Below are 20,329 nucleotides of genomic sequence, written 5' to 3' on the forward strand. Positions count from 1 at the left end.
CTTAATCTTTCTTCATCTTATCACAAATTTTCTCAGACAAAAGCTTCTTGCTTAAATTAGTCTAAATATTCTAACAAAAGTTTTTTAACTTTTTAGTTATCCTCTTTCTTTTTCCATAAATCACAACACTCTTTAAAAAATCGCCAATACGTTTGTTCTTTCGATATCAATGGAAATAACCACTCTGACAAAATTTTTTCAAGTTCTTCCCGCCAGCAAAGATAATGAAGCACTCGATTTTCGTTCACTGTTTCATCAAAAAGCACTCGATACACAATCACATTTGTACCAAAGAAAAAGAAAAAGTCACTTTGCTGGTAAATCCATGATGAAAGATAAAGAAGATGCTTTCCTCTCATATAACAAAACTCTTGAACTTGTAACAGAGAATCTTTTTTCCAGCGTAATTGGCGATTGAGTTCCTGATGAATGCTTTTTTTAGCTCGATCAGCAATCACTTGTGTTCCACTACTCCATTTCTTTGTCAAAATCTCAGTTAAAGAACAGGTATAAAACGACCATTCCATCACTTGACAACTGATTTCCCGAGTAATCGACAGTGTTAATCCATAATAGAGATACAACTTTCCTGCCTGTCTATCCACCGCCCAAAAATGAACATTCCGTTGCTCATCATAGCGGCAACTTCCTTTCACCAATTGTGATAATTTTTGTCCCGACAATAACTTTTTGTTAATCAAGCCACTACCAAGAATCCACCAAACGGTGAACTGTTTACGCTGATAATTCATTGTACGTTCAATAAAACGTGAATATGTTAATGGCGAGCATTGGATCTCAAACGCAAAATTTTCACTAAGCAAATCGGGTCTTTGGGCTAATTCGGGTAAATAAGGTTCTATTTCTACCTTTTCATTGAATTTTTTTAGCCATTGATAAAAGACTCCTTTCAAGAATATATGCTCCTCTGATTCTGCTTCGCTAAACATTTGGCATAAATTACTTTTTTTATGCGCAAAATGCGGTCGAACTTGCTTCCCTTGTTTTAAAATCACCGGCAAAAGACAGGCTGGACAAAAATAATTTTCTTGTTTCTCAGCATCATTAGCGATTACTCTTTTTCCCCATCGATTGTTTGCACACAACATCGTATTCACCCTTTTTTGTTTGTCAAAAGAAGCTACGCGATTTCCAATGAATTTTTTGCAAAAAAAAGTCCTTGTTGATAGGCAATCAACAAGGACTTTTCAATGCCACTATTTAGTTGAAATAAAATCTAGTACGTTCAATCGCATTTCGTTCCATTAAACATGTTCCATGCTCGCTTAATGCGTCTGCAGTTCGATCACTTTTCTTAGAAAATTCAAGAATTCTCGCAATTTGATTTTCTACATCCACTTGGTTAAGATTTTCAAGCCAAAAATGTACTGATAAATAGTATTTTCCTTCAAACAAATATAGATCCGTCCAAGCAGACTCCAACTGTACATCTTGAGCTAACTGAATCATTTGTTCAAAGTCATCAAAAACAAAAATCGCACGACTCTCATCTGTTTTTACAGAGTCATCTTCCGCATCTTTGGTCTCACCATAATCATCGATGACTTGTTGGCGCAAAAACTCACTAACATCATTTGAATCAATCGGACCATCGTGCGCTTGGATCATTTCTTCATCAGGCAAATTCTTACTAATAAATAATTCTAGTCCATCACCTTTTGGCAAAACTTGGAAAGTCACAGCTTCGCTTCCACGAAATTCTTCTTCGATGTCGACTTCTTCTAAAATACTATAAAAGAAATTCTCAATCTCCTTATGATTACCCAATAAATCTAAAAAAGAGACGCCTCGTTCTTCTAAATCTTCATGGCCAATCAACACGCGGATGGTATTTTCATTTATATGTTCCATTTCCATTTCGCAACACCTCACTTTGCCACAACGGTTAATATAGCTTCATTGTAGCGAAAACCAATTAAATGTAAAGGAAAACCTCACTTTACCAATAGAAAGTTAAAAAATTTTTCTTTATTGAAGCAGCTACTAAAACAATCAACTGGTGCTATTTTTTTATAATTGTGTAATGAATTCTTATCTAACCAAAAATAAATGATCATTATCCTTGAACTAAAAATAGCAGCTAATTTTTTTATTATAACAAAAAACTTGGAAGACTATCTACAGACAGTCTTCCAAGTTCGATACTCTTTTATAAACCAGCCATCAACTGGGCTTGACGTAACTCTAATTGACGAACATCACGCGGTAAGAAACGACGAATTTCATCTTCATTAAAACCAACTTGCAAACGTTTGTCGTCAATCATGATTGGACGACGAAGCAATCCAGGATTTTTTTGAACTAAGTCTAGTAACTCTGGCAATGGCAGTTCATCTAAATCCATATTCAACTTTTGAAATACTTTTGATCGCGTTGAAATAATTTCTTCTGTACCATCTTCTGTCATTTGTAAAATAGCTTTTAATTCAGCGCTATTCAACGGTTCAGAAAAAATATTACGCTCAACAAACGGGATTTGATGCTCTTGCAGCCACGCACGAGCCTTTCTACAGGATGTACAACTTGGGGAAGTATATAGTGTTAACAACGTGCACCACTCCTTTTCGTGAAAATCATCACATTTTTGTAACAGAAGACTCATTTCATCTTCCATCTGTTTCTATTATACCTAATCGTAAATTAAATAGCTACCTTTTTTTTTATATTTTTTTTTAAAAATGAATGTTATCTAAGGTTTATTTACAGTAAAAGCAAGGTTTTTCATTTTAATACACATTTTAAAATGAGAAAACTCCAATCATTTTCCAATTTTTCTGCAAAATTAAACAGCCAAAAAAACTGTACTATTTTAAAATCGTTAGAGCAGAAAGAAATCGGATACATTCATACGGATATGTTTTTTATTCCCACAAAATCAATTGTGTCCTCTTACAGTGCTCAAAAAATGTTTAACATAACGCCTATTTCAACTGTACTAAATAACACCACCATTAACATAAAAAACAATCAATTAAAATAATTCTAAATTAAAAAGAAAAATAGTGTTATTTAAAGTTTTCTACGAAATTTTGATGCTGTATCAAAATTTGATTTCTAAAAATTTTCTTTAGATTTAAAAGCAAAAGCACACAACCAGATAATCTCAAAAAAGCCTAATTAAGTGATTTAATTGTTCTTTTCTTTTTTGTCTCATTTTTGGTGAAAAAAACTGAAATTTAAAAACGTTGTTACAACAACGACTAGAAAATACAGTAATAAAAACCTTTATTATCAACGTTTATCGAGTTTTTTTTCTGATACAATGATGAAGGATTTGTGAAAAAACAAATGAAAATCGAAAGGCGTGTAAGATTTGATTAAAGCTGTTGTATTTGATGTTGACGATACAATGTATGACCAACAACAACCATTTAAAAATGCGGTGAATAAAGTGGTTCCACTGGTTTCAGATGAAGATATGCATCCATTATATATTCGTTTCCGTCATCATAGTGATGAAAACTTCCCGAAAGTGATGACTGGGGAATGGACATTAGAATATATGCGGGCGCATCGGATTAGCCAGTCGCTAAAAGATTTAGATTATCCACATATTACTGAAGAAGATGGTTTATTTTTCCAACAAGTATATGAAGATGAATTAAACAATATTTGTCTACATGATGAGGTTCGCAAAACACTCGACTTTCTAAAAGAAAAACACGTACCTATGGGAATTATTACGAATGGCCCAACAGATCACCAATCAAAAAAATTAAATCAGCTACAACTAGCTAATTGGATTCCAACTAAAAATATGATCGTTTCCCAAGCAACTGGGTTTCAAAAACCCGAAAAAGAAATTTTCCAATTAGCAGCAGAAACCTTTTCAATGGACCCTGCAGAAACTCTCTATGTTGGTGACAACTATGACAATGATGTTCTTGGCGCACATCGTGCAGATTGGCATTCACTTTGGTTTAATCACCGTGGAAGAACAATTGATACAACACCTGTTTCAGATATCGAAATTAGTTCATTCGATCAATTACTTGAAACAATGGAGTCTGTATTTGCCTAGCAAAATCAAAAAAGCTTCCAGACAAAATAATTGTCTGGAAGCTTTTTTCTATTCAGCGATTATATTGGGTAACCTTTTTCAAAAGCATTAACCGATTTTTCAAGCTATTCTTCCAATTCGCCCACACTTAAGATCATGCGAATATCGTCTTCTGTTAGCTTCGTTAATTGTTCTTCATTTCCTTGAATCACTTTTTGGAACAACTCTCGTTTTTCTTTTTGTAAAGAGTTCATTCGTTCTTCAATCGTTCCTTCGGCAATCATTCGCCAAACTTCTACCACATTTTTTTGCCCAATTCGGTGCGCACGTCCGGCAGCTTGTTCTTCAATTGCGGGATTCCACCATAAATCATACAAGATAACCGTGTCTGCCCCCGTTAGATTTAAGCCCGTTCCACCAGCTTTCAATGAAATCAAAAAGACATCTCGTTCTCCTTCATTAAAGGCATCCACCATTGTCAAGCGATCTTGTGGTTTTGTACTTCCACGTAAGTAGAAGGTTGTCATTCCCAGCTCAGCCAGCTCTTCTTCCAGAATACTCAGCATCCCAGTAAATTGCGAGAAAAGTAACACACGGCGGTTGTTTTCTTTTGCAGCAACTAACATGTCCTTCACTTGTTCTAATTTTCCTGAACCACCTTGATAATCCTCAATAAATAAGCGTGGGTCACAACAAATTTGACGTAAGCGTGTCAAACCAGCTAGAATTCCAATCCGATTTTTCTTAAATGCTTCTGCATCCATTGAGGCTACTTCCTCCCGCATTTGGCGCAAATAAGCAAGATAAACTGTCTTTTGTTCTTCCGTTAAAGCCGAATATAAATTCATTTCTGTTTTTTCTGGTAAATCTTGAAGAACCGTTTGCTTATCTCTTCTCAGAACAAACGGACGGATCATCTGTGCAATCTCTTCTGTCGAAAGTTCCCTGAATTTTGTTCGATTTGGAAAGAAACCAGGCATGATTGTCGCAAATAATGACCAGAGTTCTTCTAAATTATTTTCAATTGGCGTTCCACTCAGTGCAAATCGTTGTGGAACTTGTAGTTCTCTCAAGGCTTGCGCCGTTTTTGTACTGCTATTTTTTACCATTTGTGCCTCATCTAAAACCAAATATTGAATTGGCATCTCTTGATAATCAACAACGTCTTGTCGCAAACTAGCATAAGAGGTTACACGAATATCAACATCATTTTTAAGAAGTGTTTCCCGTTCTTTTTTATTTCCATTGACCACTTGAACGCTTAATGAAGGGGCAAATTTTTTGATTTCTGCTTGCCAGTTATAAATCAGACTTGCAGGCGCAACAATCAGTGCAGACAATTCCTTTTTTTCTTCTTTTTCTGACAGTAAAAAAGCGATTGTTTGTAGCGTCTTCCCTAATCCCATCTCATCCGCCAAAATTCCACCAAATTGATAATGACCGAGCATCTTCAACCACTGGAATCCTTGCTTTTGATAATCGCGTAGTTCGGCATGCAGTCCCTCAGGTAGCGTTACTTCATAGTTTTCTGGTTGGATCAGATCCTGTACCATTTTTTTGAAAGAGTCGCTAAAGGTTGCTCGACTTCCTGATAATTGGCTTTGAACAATCAAACCTTGGTTTTTAGGCACATGAATCGTTCCTGACTCCGAGCGAATCGATTCTCTCAACTGACGTAAAACTTCACTTGTTTGTTGAAATTCTTCTGAGTCAAAGGATAATACTTGACCATTTTCCAACGTATAAAACGCATCATTGCGCAACAAGCTTTGTAGTACATGATCGATTTCTTTTTCTTGGATGCCTGTCACATCAAACCGTATATCTAACCATGAGCCTGTTTCAGTCACTTCAATTTGTGGTTGGTGCTTTTGCGCATCTAAATACAGCTCACGTAATTTTTTACCAATACGCACTTCGCCAAATTGACGAAAAACAGCTAATTCTGTTCTGAAAAAAGCGTACAATTCTTCTCCGGTAGGCAACACACGCTCATAGCCAGTTTCGTTTTCTTGATAATGATACATCTTGAATAAGTCAATCACTCGTTGTTCTTGTGCTTGATCTCGTAAAACTTCACGAGAAGAGCCTGATTGTACCTCGTGCTTCTCATCAGTTGAATAAATGACATCTTCATAAATAAAATCAATTCGTGCTTGAATTTTCCCTTTAGACTTTCTGAAAAAAAACACAAATTCAACAGGGATGTCTACAACTTCTGACTCTACATCCTCTGTTACTTCAACCTCTGCAATCTGAGACAACAAAGGTAGCAACTCTTTGAAAAGTGAAGAAAGTTGTTGCTTTTCAAATTTGACTTGCGGTGTTTCAAAACGCTTCATTAGTTGTTCCCAAGTAAGATAGATCGTTTGCTGCTGTTTCGTCAAGGAATAGAAAGTTCCTTGTATCATCCCCCATTGATAGTGGGTAAAAAATAAATCAAATGTCTTTTCAGCACGTAATAGATACGCCTCTTCTTCTTTGACTACTTTAAAATGCAGTGGCTTTTCTTGTTCTGAAAATTCAATTCCTTGATAGGTTTGTTGATCAACCATCACTTGCAAACGAGTGGTTTGATTCATCTGCTCCAACAAATATTTTGCTTGCTCTACTGGCAACATCAAATATCGTTTGTCTAATTTTCCTTTGACTTGCAGCCCGCTGACACCGAGTAGTTGTTGTGTTTGCGCAGTTCCAGCGAATAAGCTCAAAATCGTTTGATCTTCTCCTTGAAACGCGCGTTTGTTCAATTCAAATTGATATTGTTTATTTACAGTGTAAGATTCATTTTCTGTATAAGCTTGCAAAAAGTCATAAATATTTTTGACAATATAGGTTTTCTTAGGTGCTTTTAAATAGCCGATTCTTAAAGAAACTGCTAGTAACGCTAATTCTGGATGGTATTGATTGGTTTCAATTGTTTCAACTTGATACTCAACAATTAGCGGCTGGATGGCATGCGTTGTTTGTTTCGTTTGTAAACGCGCAAACCCTTTGCTTAAAATCTCACCTTCACTAACTGTTCGAACTGGTTCAAGCATCGGCTGATCTTTACTCATTACTCGAGAAACATTTTTGGAACGAAGGTATAATTCAACAGCTACCGTATGTTTACAATAATGATGCTCTTCCCAATAAGGACATTGGCAATAATCAACTTCCTTTGCTGTACCATCTAAATCAATCATGTACAATTCGCTACCTAATACTTCAGCATGCCATACGTTATTTTCTTGATCAGGAACAACCGATAACACTCGACCTTCTTGCAAGTATTTGCGTCCGCGTTCAATCACTTTTTCCGGAATACTCCATTTCATCGTTATCAATCTCCCTTTATCCAAGATGATAGCGAACGGTACTTTGTCCACTACCTTTTGCATCGATTCTTATTTGCTGTAACACTCGTTCTTTTAACTCTCTTACGTGACTGATGATTCCTATCATCCTTCCTTCACTTTCAATTGTTTCTAAAGCTTCCATTGCCATTTCTAGGGCTTCTTCATCTAGTGAACCAAATCCTTCATCGATAAATAGTGCTTCAACAGTAATGCCACCTGACTGTGCCTGAATAACTTCTGCTAATGCTAACGCTAATGAGAGGGCAGCAATGAAACTTTCTCCCCCAGACAAGGTATGTGCACTTCGTGTCATACCTGCTTCGTCATCATACACATTGATTTCCAATCCAGTTTTTCCACGATAGCTCCCAACTGAATCTGCTAACTCAAACTGATATCGATTTTTCGTCAGACGTTGTAAATGATTGTTAGCGACTTGGAGTACTTCTTGTAAATACACTTGAAGTACATATCTTTCTAAACTGATTTTTTTCACGTTTTCACCGTTGATTGTTTGTGAAAGCTGTTGTAGTTGTGCCAACTCATCCAGTTGCTCTTGGCTTGTTTGATAAAGTGCTAAAAATTCCATCACAATGGCTTGATTGTTTTCTTGTTGTTCTTGAATTTTATAGAGTGCTGTTTGTTGTTCTTCAATCACTTGTTTTCCTTGTGCAATCTGTTCAGCTAAATGCGCATCTTCTGGCATTTCAGCTGACAAATCCACGGATTCTAGTTGGGCCAGTTTCGCCTTAGTAATCAATTGTTCTTCTTGATATGTTGCAACACTTGTTTTGTACTCCTCGTATTCAACTTGTTGCTGCGCAAAAGCTACTCCTGCATCTGCTGAGTCAAAATACGCTTGTTCAGCTAACAACCCTTGAATTTTTGCTTGTGTTTTCATTTGTTTGGCAACTAATTTTTCTAATTGTTCCGTTAGTTGGCTGAGTTGTGCTTGCGTTAACGCAATGGATTGATTGATTTTTTCTCCAGCTGCTTTTTCTTGAGCTAATTGTTTACTTTGCTCTTCTATTTGTTGAGCCAGCTGTTGCACGACTTCTTCCAGTGTATTAATGTCAACTGTCGCTAATTGCTGCTTTAATGTTTCCATTTGACCACTGCGATGCTGACGATTCGCCAATAATTCTGCCTGAATCTCTTGTTGTTCTTCGATCGCTTGGCGATTTTTTTCAAGTTTTGCTTGCAAGGATACTTGCTCCGTCTTTGCTTTTGCTAATAGTTGCTCTTCTTGAATTATTTTTTGCTCAATCTCACTAAACAAACCTGAAACTTTTTCATTGGTAACTGTTATCTTTGATGAATCCTCAATCAAAGAAAAATCTTGGAATGATTCACTCAATGTTTGTTCACAGTTTGCTTCTTTTACCAGTGAGTTAGCTAATTCTTTTTCTTCTTTTTCCAATTGTTGTTCAATTTTAGCTAAGTATGCTTCTTTTTGGCCAAGAAGTAGGTTTAACGATTCTGCATGTTTTTCCGCATCTGCTAATTCTTTTTCCAGTTGCTGCACAGCTTGTTTTTCAGGTGCTTCATGACTGATATTTTCTAGTGGGTGTTCGACAGAACCACAGACTGGACAAGGTTCCCCTGGTAAAAGTAATAATTGTAACTGAACGATCTGTTGCTTTGCCCACTGACTTTTAAGTTGGGCGATTTTCGCTTGATGTTTTGTTCGTTCCTTTTTAATTTCTGTGACTTCACTACTTAACTGAACCAATTGTTGCTGACTCTGTGTTTTTTGTTGGTCAAGTTTTTGTGTTTCTTGTTGTGCAAGTTCCCACTCTCTTTTTTGTTGCTGTAAGTTTGCGAATGACAGTTGTTGTTTTGCTAGTTCTTCTTGTGTTGTTAGGAGCTGTGTTATTTCTTGTTGGCGTTTATTCAATACGTTTTGTTGTTCTTGTAGGTCTGCCAACTTTTGCGTACCACCAGCCAATTTCGCATTGATCACTTGAAGTGACTTGCCTTGTTCCGTGTATTCCTTGACACGAGGAAGCAGTGCTTTCTTTTCTTGATAGTCATCATTTAGCAGTTCAACTGCTTCTTGCAAAGTTTTCCGTTCCTTGGCTTTTTCTTTCCACTGCGTGAATTCTTCTTGTAGCTTGTTCAATAAAAGGCGCTGCTTTGATTCCTCTTCAAGGAGTAATTGTCGTTCATTTTCGTACTCTTTGTTATGTGATACTGGGTCAATCAAGCGTTGTCCAAATTCATAATAACGAATCCATTGTTTTTTTTCCGTTATTTCGTCTTGCATTTCAAGCAAGTTTTCTAGTTTTTCGAGTAACGTTTGCTTTTCTGCTCTTTGTCTTTGTACAGATTGGATTTGATAATACTCTTTTTCCAGCTTTTCTTGCGCATCTTGCTCTTTTCTCAACTGTTGTTGAACAAGTTCGATTTTCTCTGCTAACACTTGTTGTTCTTTTGTCCAACACTGCATCACTTCTTCAAAGCTCAGCTCAGAAAAATCTCGTTCTTCTAAAGAAACAAAGCGTTTTTGTAAAAGCAATAATTCTTGTTCTAAGTAATCAAGTGTTTTCTGTTGTTTCTTGGCTTTTTCTTTTAAGATTTCATTGAACTGTTGGAAAATCTGCGTACCAAATAAATTACGGAGTACTACTTCCTTTTCACTACTAGATGAAATCAAAAAATTACGGAATTCCCCTTGTGGCAGTAATACAATTTGTGAAAATTGCTTAGCATCTAAGTGTAAGAGTTCTTTAATCAACTCATCGACTTCCCCACGTTTCGTTAATTGACGTGCTTCCTTTCCTGATTCGTCAAAAATCGTCAAGGAAACTTTCGCTGCTTGCTTACGATTCCCGTCACCTTTTAGCTTAGCCAATATCTGCTCAGGTTTACGCGTGACTTCATAAGTGAGTTTTTGATGTTCAAACGAAAAAGTGACACTGGTTTCTTCTGCCGGTGTCGCAAATAACGAACGCATCTCTTTTCCCGAGCGTAGTCTCCCTGAGGTTTCTCCAAACAAAGCATAGGTCATTCCATCAAAGATTGTCGTCTTGCCTGCACCTGTTTTCCCGCTAATCAAAAATAGGGGCGCTTCAGTCAAAAGTGAAAAATCAATGGTTTTATCAATAAAGGGACCAAAGTTTTTTAATCGTAATTTTTGTGGTTTCATCATTGATCATTCCATTTCCATGAGTTCTTGTAGAGTTTCTGTAAGCCACTTTTCTTGATGATTGGTCAGTGGTTCATTTGTTATTTCTTTAAAGAAAGTCATCGCCATTGATTTTGGATCCTTCATTTCTACTGTTTGTTTTTTTGTTATTGTTTCCAGCCGACCATTCACTCGTTCCACACCTAAGATTCTTGGATAGATTTTCCGCAATTGATTCATCATATTAGGAATGATCGTTCGATCCATCAAGTAGATTTGCGTGTAATTTTCTCGATTAATGGTTTGATAAAATGTTGGACTTAAGAGTTCTTTAAAATTGGCTTGTAGTTCTTGGATATCATGAAGTGGTGTCAGCTCGTGAAACGTCAATTGTAGCTTATCATCTAAATCAACAATCCAGACACCCTTTTTTTGATTGATTTCTGATAAAGAAAACTTCAACGGCGAACCGCTATAGCGTGCATTTGCTTGGTGCAAAGCCGCTTGATTATGCAAATGGCCTAATGCCACATAGTCGAAATCGCTCAACAAGTCGCCAGACACTGCATCTAACCCACCAACTTCAATTTTTGTTTCTGAGTCAGATTTTGAGCTTCCCGTTACAAAAAAGTGACTTACTAATACGTGTTTTTTATTTGGTTCAAATAGCGTCTGCATTTTTTCGACGACTAAAGCCATTGCTTGTTGAATTGTACGAATTTCTTCGTCTTCAAAATATAAACGAGCGGCAATTGGTTCAAAGTAAGGTAACAAAAAGAATTGTGTATCACCAAACGTAATTGGTTGAAACGCTTCAGCAAACTGAGTGCGTAAGAAAAAATTAGATTGGTTAAACCAAGGTGTCCCTGTCGACAATCGAATACTACTGTCGTGATTGCCAGAAATTGCGAAAATCGGAAATTTTTCTTCTAAATTCCAATCGATCATCAATTGATTAAACAATTCTACTGCTTCCGTCGCTGGTACGCTTCGATCATATAAATCACCTGCAATGATGATTGCATCCACTTGTTCTTCTTTTGCTACATTCAAAATATCTGAAATAACTTGCTCCTGTTCCTCAAGTAAATCATAGCCTTGTAATTTTTTACCAATATGCCAATCGGCCGTGTGCAAGAAACGCATATACTCACCTCAAAAAAATGTCCTTCTAATGATTATAACACTTCCCAGAAGGTCGTAACAGAAATGTTTCACATCTCCTATATCTATAAAAAAACAGAGACCAAACAAAAAGCTACGAAAAAATCAAAATTGATTTTCTCGTAGCTCCCTATTTATTTTATTTCATATTTAAAATCAGGATTTACTTCTTTGTCTAATTGATCAAACGCACCTTGTGTTCGACGCTCCACTTCTTCCAAACCTTCCTTATCCATTTTCTTAATGTCAGATAAGTCAATTGGTTCTCCAAAACGAACCGTTACACGTTTTCGCTTAAACAGATCCCCAAGTGTTAATGGTCCTTGATACACAGCCGGAACAATTTTCACTTTTGCCATTTTAGCAATCAGTGCCATTCCACCTTTTAACTCTGTCGCATGGCGTGTGCCACTTGGAAACATGATGAGTCCTAGGTCTGTTGATTTCAAAATTTTTACAGGCGTTTTGATTGCACTTGGCCCCGGCTTATCACGTTTGACAGGAAAAGCATTCGCATGTGTCAAAATAAATCGTAAAATTGAATTTTTGAACAACTCTTCTTTTGCCATAAAGCTAAATTTCTTTGGTGCTGCTCCAACTGCTAGATACAATGGGTCCCACCAAGTACGATGGGGCGCAACTAATATGTAATTCTCATCTTTAGGCAATAATTCTTTATTTTCATAGTGGGCATTGCCGTTGACTATTGCTAAGACAACTCGAACAACCCCGCGCATAAATCGATAAAACATAGACTCTTCCTTTCTCTTTGCTGAACATAGATAGTATGCCTAAAAAAATCTTCCTTGGCAAGCAAACTTGGTTCTTTTTGACAAACATAGTATAATACAAACGATTATTTTATTCACTTTGGAGGGAAACCCATGCTTCACGAAGACGAACGAATTGACCAATTATACGCAGAAGATATTAAAATTATCCAAAGTGCGCAAGTTTTTTCTTTTTCACTTGATGCTGTTTTACTCGCAAATTTTGCGCGTGCGCCGAAAAGAGGACAAATCGTTGACCTATGTGCTGGAAATGGTGCGGTCGGCTTGTTTTTAAGTAAAAAAACCAATGCACATATTGATTCGATCGAGCTACAGCCTCGCTTAGCCGATATGGCGAAACGAAGCGTTGTGCTTAACCATTTAGAAGACCAAATCACTGTTCACACGACTGATTTAAAAAATAGTTTAGCAGTTGTTCGTCATAATTCTTGTGATCTCGTTGTCTGTAATCCGCCCTATTTCAAAGGACTACCCACGAACAAAAAAAATCCCAATGAACACTTAGCCATTGCTAGGCATGAGATTTATACAACGCTCAACGATGTTATTCAGATCTCTAGCAAACTATTAAAAACAAATGGCCGTTTTGCAATGGTACATCGTCCTGAACGTTTTTTGGAAATTTTGGATGTCATGCGTAAACATCAGATCATTCCAAAACGTATCCGCTTTGTCTATCCAAAAGCTGGAAAAGATGCGAATATTTTATTAGTCGAAGGCATAAAAGAAGGAAAATTAGATGGTTTCAAGGTTTCTTCACCACTTATCACTTATGATGAAGATGGCCAATATACACCAGAATTACGTGGTATGCTTTATGGAGACTAGGCATTACTTTTACGTACTTGCTTGTAAAGACAATACTTTTTATGGTGGATATACAACCAATCTTGAAAGAAGACTTGCCGAACACAACAACGGCACAGGAGCTAAGTACACTCGCTTACACAAGCGTCGGCCGCTACAAATGATTCACGCAGAATGTTTTGAAACTAGAAGCGAAGCAACCAAAGCAGAAGCAGCCTTTAAAAAATTAACTCGAAAGCAAAAAGAACTTTATTTAACTACGCATCATTCGGTTATTCTTCCCAAAGATCTAATATACAAAACTTAACTTTATTCCTTTTAGGACAAAAAAAGAATTGAGATGAATCCTCATCTCAATTCTTTTTCTTATTGTTCTGTATCTAACTCTTCTGATGTGTTTGACGTCGAGGAAGAAGCTACGCCGTTACTTAAGGTTTCACTATCTTGGCTCGTTGCCTCATCAGTTCCTTCTGAATCTTTTGTTGACTCACTCTCTGTACTTTTGCCACCTAATAATGCTTGGCTGACAAAGTGTGCGTAATGGATCATTCCTTCAGGGTTTGGATGAACTTGATCATCGTAGAACCATTCATTATGGTCTTTGCTATAGTCGTACCAATCAATTAGAGTCATGTTATCATACTTTTTCGCCATTTGAGCTAGCATATCATTTACATCATTTTGCCAGCGTTTAGTTGGTACTCGAACATTTACCCAGTAAACTTTGCGATCACCTATCGTATCCATCACATTATCAAATTGTGTTTCTGAAAATGCACCGTTAGTTCCTAGTCCAACCAACACGGTATCTTTCAAGAGTTCTTGTTTTTTCAGTTCTTCAAGATAAGGTTCACTCGTATAAAGTTGACGCCCGACATCGCCATCCACAACTACTTTTGGATAAATTTCTTTTAAGTCCGTGGCTGCATCAAGCATGACTGAATCCCCAAAAGCTGTAAGTTCTAGTTTTTGTGCTTTCTTTCCTTGTGCTTTGGTCAAATCGTATTTATCCAAAACACTCTGATCTAATGCTCCAGAAGCTTTACCATTTTCTTCTTTACTTTTTTCTGCTAATTTTTTATTCGCTGCAATTTTTTCTTGTAATTGTTTTTGATCCGCCGTCACAGCATTCTTCGGTGCAATCGTAAAACCAACTAACGCGATCATAAGAACTAATAATCCAGGAATCAGCCATGGCTTTTCAAGACTGAAAATTGGTTTTTGGAACCAACCCTTAACAACTGAAACTGTTTTTCCATAATCAAAACGTGCCAACGGTCGTTCGATGTAGCGATAAGATAATTCACTAATCAACAGAATCAAAGTTATTTCAATTAATGTGTGCATGAAGACATGGTCCCCAATATTAGAAACCTTTGCCTCATAAAAAATCATTACAGGGAATTGATAGAGATAAATGCCGTAACTTCTTTTCCCAATCCAAGTAAAGACTGGATTAGTTAGCCATTTATTCCAACTTGCACCAGGATGAGCTGTCACAGCAACTAATACAACACACAACAAGCTAACCAACAACATCCCACCATAATAAACAAAATCCATATGGTCATTGAAGAAAAAGAAAGCCGCAACCAATAAGACAAACGAAATCAACCCTGCAATATTCAATGTCTTCTTCGCTTGCTTAGGAATCTCTTTTTTCAAACGTGTGCTTGGCCAAACAAAAGCTAACGCACAACCAAGCCAAATTGAAAATAGTCGTGTATCTGTCCCATAATAAACACGAGTTGGATCTGCGCCAGGCGAATACAAAATCATCATCAAAATAGCTGAAATTCCTGACATCCCCAGTACAGTGTAAAAGATCCATTTTTTCTTTCGGACTAAAGTCATCAGTAAGACAAACATAATTGGCCAAAATAGATAATTTTGTCCTTCAACTGCCAAAGACCAGATATGTGTGAATGGTGACTCATTGGCAAACCGATCAAAATAAGACAATCCATTATTGATCTGCCACCAATTGTTCACATAGAATAAACTGCTGATAACAGTCCCTCGCAAGTTATTTAACAAACCTCGCTGAAACAAAGTAATATACGCTGAAGCAGTAACTAATAAAAAGACTAAGCCGGGGTAAAGCCGCTTCATCCTTCGAACATAAAACTGCCAAATATTTATTTTTCCATTTTGTTCCCATTCTTGTCGCAATAAATCGGTAATCAAATAACCAGATACCACAAAAAATATCGGTACGCCCAAATAACCACCTGTCATTGTTCTTGGTAACAAATGATAGAGAATAACGCCCATTACGGCTAAAGAACGAATACCATCAAAGCCTGTGATATAGCGACTTTTTTTCAATCTTTTTTGTTTTTCCATTCAATCTTCCAACTTTTCATAAACTTTTTTCATTTGTAATATACGTTCATTATAAGAAAATAGCAAGACTTATTTAAACTTCTTACCATCTTTTCTATCATCCCACAAATTTTGGCAAAAGAACAATGATTTCATCGACTTTAAGAAATTTTCAAAAGAAATAACGCATTACCTCCTTTTTGCTTCAAACTAAGATTTGATGAAACAATTTATTTCTTGAGGTCACGAATAAATGGGTAAAAAAATAGGATAAAGCGAACAATCGCTTTATCCTATCCGATTCTTTTTTATTTTCTGCTCAAACGCCATCTTCATAAAAGCGTCCTAGAATTTGAACATTCTCTGCAATGCTTACGAAAGCGTCTGGATCAGAGGCTTTCATCGCCTCTCTCAATAGCGGAAGTTCATAACGAGTCACAATCGTCATCAAAACTGTTTGCTTATCATGTTTGTATGCACCTTCTGCTTCATTGATGATCGTGATTCCTCGACGCATACATTTTTGGATTTCATTCACGACTTTTTCAGGGTGTTTTGTGACAATCATAACCTGCATTTTCTTCTGTTTCGTGTAAAAGACATCTGTCACTTTTCCGCTAACAAAAATCGACAATGTACTATAAAACATATATTGCCAGCCAAACAGGATTCCTGCAACAAAAACAATCAACGCATTGAAATAAATCGAAATAGACCCAATTGATTTACCTGTTTTCTTTCGTATCGTAATGCTGACGATATCTAGTCCGCCTGAAGATAACCCATTTCTAAGTACTAAACCAATCCCAGCCCCCATCACTGCTCCACCAAATAATGCACAGATGATTGGATCAGTTGACAACACCGTTTCGGGAACGATGTGAATGAATAGCGAGGTCAACGTGACCGTAATAAACGTGAAAATTGTAAATTTCTTACCGATTTTAAACCAAGCTAAGAAAAACAACGGAACATTCAATAGGTAAAGAGTTGTTGATACAGGTACTTCAAAACCAATCAGTGATTTGGATAAGGTGGTTAAAATTTGTGCCAGACCAGTAATACCACTTGAATAAATATGACCTGGTTGATAAAAAAGATTTAACGCAATTGACGCAATTAACGCATAAACAATGGATACCGAAAGTTTGGTCGTATAATCGTGATAGGCCCAATTTTCGAACGTTTTTTTCATGAAAAAGCCTCGCTTTACATAATTATGGCTCTATTATAAGGTTTTTTCGTATAAAAAAAAAGAGGAGATGGCAAAAGCTTAAGACTTTTACCATCTCCTCAGAAACATTTGTTTTTCAACCAATTTTATTCTTCAATCTCTGTGACATCAATACTCAATTCTGCCAACTGGAATGGGGAAACTAAACTTGGTGCTTCACTCATGACATCAGCAGCTTTTCCGTTTTTAGGGAAAGCAATCACTTCACGGATATTTTCTTCGCCAGCAAGAAGCATCGCAAAACGATCTAAGCCTAAAGCAATTCCGCCATGCGGAGGGAAGCCATAGTCCAATGCAGTTAATAAGAAGCCAAATTGCTCTTCCATTTGTTCTTTCGTGAATCCAAGTGTTTCAAGAACTTTTTCTTGTAACTCACGTGTATGGATACGAATTGAACCTCCACCAAGTTCATAACCGTTTAAAACGATATCGTAAGCTTCCGCATAGACTTTCGCTGGATCTGTACCCAACAACTCAACATCTTTGGCTTTTGGCATCGTAAATGGATGATGTGCAGAAACATAGCGACCTTCTTCTTCTGAATATTCAAATTGTGGCCAATCAGTTACCCATAAGAAATTGAATTTTTCTTCATCGATCAATCCTAGCTCTTTTGCCAAACGCGTACGAAGAGCACCTAATGATGCTGCGACAACTTCTGCTTTGTCTGCACAAAATAACAATAAATCACCAACTTGGGCATCTGTTGCTTGAATGATTTCTTCGCCAGCCTCACTCATGAATTTTGCGATTGGTCCTTTCAAGCCTTCTTCTTCCACTTTTAGCCATGCAAGTCCTTTTGCTCCAAATTGACCAACATATTGACCTAAATGATCTAAATCTTTTCGAGAATAATTGCCAGCAGCACCTTTTACATTCAAAGCTTTAACTACTCCACCGTTTTCTAAAGCCATTTGGAATACTTTAAACTCGATTGATTTCACCGTTTCACTTAAGTCAATCAGTTCCATTTCAAAACGCGTATCAGGTTTATCACTGCCGTAGCGACTCACTGCATCATCATAAGTCATTCTTGGGAATGGCAATGTTACATCTACTCCACGAACATCTTTCATAACTTTCGCAATCAAACCTTCTGTATAGGTTTGGATTTCTTCAGAAGTTAAAAAAGTTGTTTCAATATCAACTTGGGTAAATTCCGGTTGGCGGTCGCCACGTAGGTCTTCATCTCTGAAACAACGTACGATCTGATAATAACGATCAAATCCTGCATTCATCAATAATTGTTTAAATAATTGCGGTGATTGAGGCAGCGCATAGAAATGACCTGCATGGACACGAGAAGGAACTAAATAATCACGTGCGCCTTCGGGTGTTGATTTACCTAAATAAGGCGTTTCAATGTCTAGGAAATCATTATCATCCAAATAATGACGAATGGCTTTAGTTGTTTCGTGACGCATTTTAATATTCTTGGTCATTTTTGGACGGCGTAAATCTAAATAGCGATATTTCAAACGAACTTCATCGCTGACTGTTTGGTCATCTTCAATTGAAAACGGAGGTGTTTTCGCTTGGTTTAAAATCGTCATTTCATTGGCAATCATTTCGACTTCACCCGTTGCCATTTTTGTATTGACTGCATTCTCAGCACGACGTTTGATCACACCAGTAACTTCAATCACATATTCACTTCGGCATTTATCTGCTACTTCCCAAGCTTCTTTTGAAATTTCTGGATTGAAGACTACTTGCACAATTCCTTCACGGTCACGTAAGTCAATGAAAATCAATCCGCCTAAATCACGACGTTTTTGTACCCATCCTTTAAGTGTAATTGTTTGATCTAATTGTTCTTGGGAAACAAACCCACAATAAATTGTCCTTTTTGCCATCGATCTCTCTCCTTCTTACTCAAATAATGTCGTTGTCATTTCATCGTACACTTCATCAAAACGTTGATAGATTTCTTGTAATGAAAAGCTTTTTTCTTTACGATCTGCCATTGACTTCACATTAATTGTTTGGTTCTTTAGTTCGTCTTCTCCAAGTACTAGCACTAATTTGGCATTTGCTTTGTCAGCTGTCTTGAACTGGGCTTTTGCTTTACGATTCATGACATCACGATCTGCAGAAAAGCCAAAGTTACGAATCGCTTGGACGACTTTTAATGCTTCAAGATTTGTGGCTTCACCAATCCCAACCACGTAAGCATCTAATTCATTTAAGGCTGGAATAACTACTTCTTCTGCTTCCATGGTTAACAAGATACGTTCGATGCCCATTGCAAAACCAAATGCTGGTGTTTCTGGTCCACCAAGCTCTTCTACCAATCGATCATAGCGACCACCCGCACAAATCGTTGCTTGAGCACCCATTTTTGGCGCATCACTCATAATTTCAAAGATAGTATGTGTATAGTAATCCAGGCCACGAACCATATTGCTATCAATTTCATAAGGGATTTCTAGTGCATCTAACATAGCTGTCACAGTTTCAAAATGGGTTTTAGCTGATTCACTTAAATAATCCAAAATCGAAGGTGCGTCTGCAACAAATTTTTGGTCTCGTTTATCTTTACTATCAAGAACACGCAAAGGATTTTGATGTAAACGTCGTTTTGAGTCTTCACTTAATTCATTTTCAACTGGTTCTAAATAATCAATCAACGCTTGGCGATAAGCCTGTCGTGTTTCTTGATCGCCTAGAGAATTGATGACCAAACGAATTTGTGTGATGCCTAGCTGTTTGAAAAAGTCTAGCGCCATTGCCATACTTTCAACGTCTGTTGCTGGATTATCGGAACCAAATGCTTCCACACCAATTTGATGGAATTGACGCAAACGTCCTTTTTGAGGACGTTCATAACGGAACATCGGCCCCATGTAAAAAGTTTTATAAGGTTTAGCAAACTCTGGTCCAAATAATTTATGTTCTACAAATGAACGAACAATTGGAGCCGTTCCTTCTGGACGTAAAGTTACATGACGATCGCCTTTGTCGTAAAAATCATACATTTCTTTTGAAACGATATCGGTCGTATCTCCTACACTACGTGAGATAACTTCATAATGTTCAAAAATCGGCGTGCGAATTTCATTGTATTGATAATCTCTAAATAATAAGCGTGCTGTTTCTTCAATAAATTGCCATTTTTCTGATTCACCTGGCAAAATATCATTCGTTCCTTTTGGTCGTTGGAAGTTCATACATCTCTCTCCTTTTTATGTAACTAAGTGAAAATAAAAAAATTCACCCCTGTTCACAATGAACAAGGGTGAATGAAAGTCATACACGGTACCACCTAATTTTGAAAGATTGCTCTTTCCTCTCACGAATAACGCTCGTACACGGGACGGCTTTGCACGCGTCCATCTCCAGAGTGTCTTTTCGGTAACCAACTCTTGAATCATTTTCAGCCTCGATGATTCTCTCTATCTAAAAAGTATAGGTAACTTACTCGCTCTTTCAGTGATTTTTTATATTACCTACAACTTACTAAAAACACTTCACAAAGTCAAGAATATTTGCCCTAAAAGTTAAACAAGCCTCTTCCAT

The 20,329-nt window shown here is 37.0% G+C and carries 14 protein-coding genes and 1 other annotated feature; of the genes, 3 read left to right on the forward strand and 11 right to left on the reverse strand.

Features of this window, described 5'->3' with window-relative positions:
• Positions 1-92: 92 nt before the first annotated feature.
• The 3 genes from JZO71_RS00700 to spxA all read right to left on the reverse strand — a co-directional run bounded on the left by JZO71_RS00700 (position 93) and on the right by spxA (position 2,569).
• Positions 93-1,109 (reverse strand): competence protein CoiA, encoded by a 1,017-nt coding sequence (locus JZO71_RS00700; protein WP_206897670.1) that lies wholly within the window; start codon positions 1,107-1,109, stop codon positions 93-95.
• A gap of 112 nt (positions 1,110-1,221) precedes the next feature.
• On the reverse strand, positions 1,222-1,878 hold the full coding sequence (locus JZO71_RS00705; RefSeq protein WP_206897671.1) for an adaptor protein MecA: 657 nt from the start codon (positions 1,876-1,878) through the stop codon (positions 1,222-1,224).
• A 292-nt stretch (positions 1,879-2,170) separates the two neighbouring features.
• Complete coding sequence (gene spxA, locus JZO71_RS00710) at positions 2,171-2,569, reverse strand: transcriptional regulator SpxA (protein WP_067483021.1); 399 nt, start codon at positions 2,567-2,569, stop codon at positions 2,171-2,173.
• Positions 2,570-3,334: 765 nt separating this feature from the next.
• On the opposite strand from spxA, the gene JZO71_RS00715 reads away from it, so the two are divergent.
• Positions 3,335-4,042 (forward strand): HAD family hydrolase, encoded by a 708-nt coding sequence (locus JZO71_RS00715; RefSeq protein WP_206897672.1) that lies wholly within the window; start codon positions 3,335-3,337, stop codon positions 4,040-4,042.
• 104 nt (positions 4,043-4,146) lie between these two features.
• Here the strand turns inward: JZO71_RS00715 and JZO71_RS00720 are convergent, their stop codons facing one another.
• The 4 genes from JZO71_RS00720 to JZO71_RS00735 all read right to left on the reverse strand — a co-directional run bounded on the left by JZO71_RS00720 (position 4,147) and on the right by JZO71_RS00735 (position 12,405).
• On the reverse strand, positions 4,147-7,341 hold the full coding sequence (locus JZO71_RS00720) for a DEAD/DEAH box helicase (protein ID WP_206897673.1): 3,195 nt from the start codon (positions 7,339-7,341) through the stop codon (positions 4,147-4,149).
• Between the two features lie 16 nt (positions 7,342-7,357).
• Positions 7,358-10,510: an AAA family ATPase gene (locus JZO71_RS00725; RefSeq protein ID WP_206897674.1), complete on the reverse strand. Its 3,153-nt coding sequence runs from the start codon at positions 10,508-10,510 to the stop codon at positions 7,358-7,360.
• Positions 10,511-10,516: 6 nt separating this feature from the next.
• Complete coding sequence (locus JZO71_RS00730; protein ID WP_206897675.1) at positions 10,517-11,635, reverse strand: exonuclease SbcCD subunit D; 1,119 nt, start codon at positions 11,633-11,635, stop codon at positions 10,517-10,519.
• 152 nt (positions 11,636-11,787) lie between these two features.
• Positions 11,788-12,405, reverse strand: a complete 618-nt coding sequence (locus JZO71_RS00735; RefSeq protein ID WP_067483031.1) for a lysophospholipid acyltransferase family protein — start codon at positions 12,403-12,405, stop codon at positions 11,788-11,790.
• A 132-nt stretch (positions 12,406-12,537) separates the two neighbouring features.
• Between JZO71_RS00735 and JZO71_RS00740 the strand changes: the two genes are divergently transcribed.
• Both JZO71_RS00740 and JZO71_RS00745 read left to right on the forward strand, forming a co-directional pair.
• Positions 12,538-13,272 (forward strand): tRNA1(Val) (adenine(37)-N6)-methyltransferase, encoded by a 735-nt coding sequence (locus tag JZO71_RS00740; protein WP_206897676.1) that lies wholly within the window; start codon positions 12,538-12,540, stop codon positions 13,270-13,272.
• Positions 13,262-13,558: a GIY-YIG nuclease family protein gene (locus JZO71_RS00745; protein WP_206897677.1), complete on the forward strand. Its 297-nt coding sequence runs from the start codon at positions 13,262-13,264 to the stop codon at positions 13,556-13,558. Before JZO71_RS00740 ends, JZO71_RS00745 begins: the two co-directional genes overlap by 11 nt.
• Positions 13,559-13,617: 59 nt before the next feature.
• Here JZO71_RS00745 and JZO71_RS00750 read toward each other — a convergent pair whose 3' ends face one another.
• From JZO71_RS00750 to hisS, 4 genes are all read right to left on the reverse strand, one after another.
• Positions 13,618-15,597 (reverse strand): acyltransferase family protein, encoded by a 1,980-nt coding sequence (locus JZO71_RS00750; protein WP_206897678.1) that lies wholly within the window; start codon positions 15,595-15,597, stop codon positions 13,618-13,620.
• 298 nt (positions 15,598-15,895) lie between these two features.
• The gene (locus tag JZO71_RS00755) at positions 15,896-16,771 is read right to left on the reverse strand and encodes a YitT family protein (protein ID WP_206897679.1); all 876 of its coding nucleotides are present in this window, start codon (positions 16,769-16,771) and stop codon (positions 15,896-15,898) included.
• A gap of 125 nt (positions 16,772-16,896) precedes the next feature.
• Complete coding sequence (gene aspS, locus JZO71_RS00760) at positions 16,897-18,666, reverse strand: aspartate--tRNA ligase (protein WP_206897680.1); 1,770 nt, start codon at positions 18,664-18,666, stop codon at positions 16,897-16,899.
• Between the two features lie 15 nt (positions 18,667-18,681).
• Positions 18,682-19,980, reverse strand: a complete 1,299-nt coding sequence (gene hisS / locus JZO71_RS00765) for a histidine--tRNA ligase (protein WP_206897681.1) — start codon at positions 19,978-19,980, stop codon at positions 18,682-18,684.
• A 61-nt stretch (positions 19,981-20,041) separates the two neighbouring features.
• Positions 20,042-20,252 (reverse strand) — a binding site (T-box leader).
• Positions 20,253-20,329 lie beyond the last annotated feature (77 nt).

This window comes from Candidatus Enterococcus courvalinii, from assembly GCF_017315945.1.
GTDB classification, from domain to species: Bacteria; Bacillota; Bacilli; order Lactobacillales; family Enterococcaceae; genus Enterococcus_B; species Enterococcus_B courvalinii.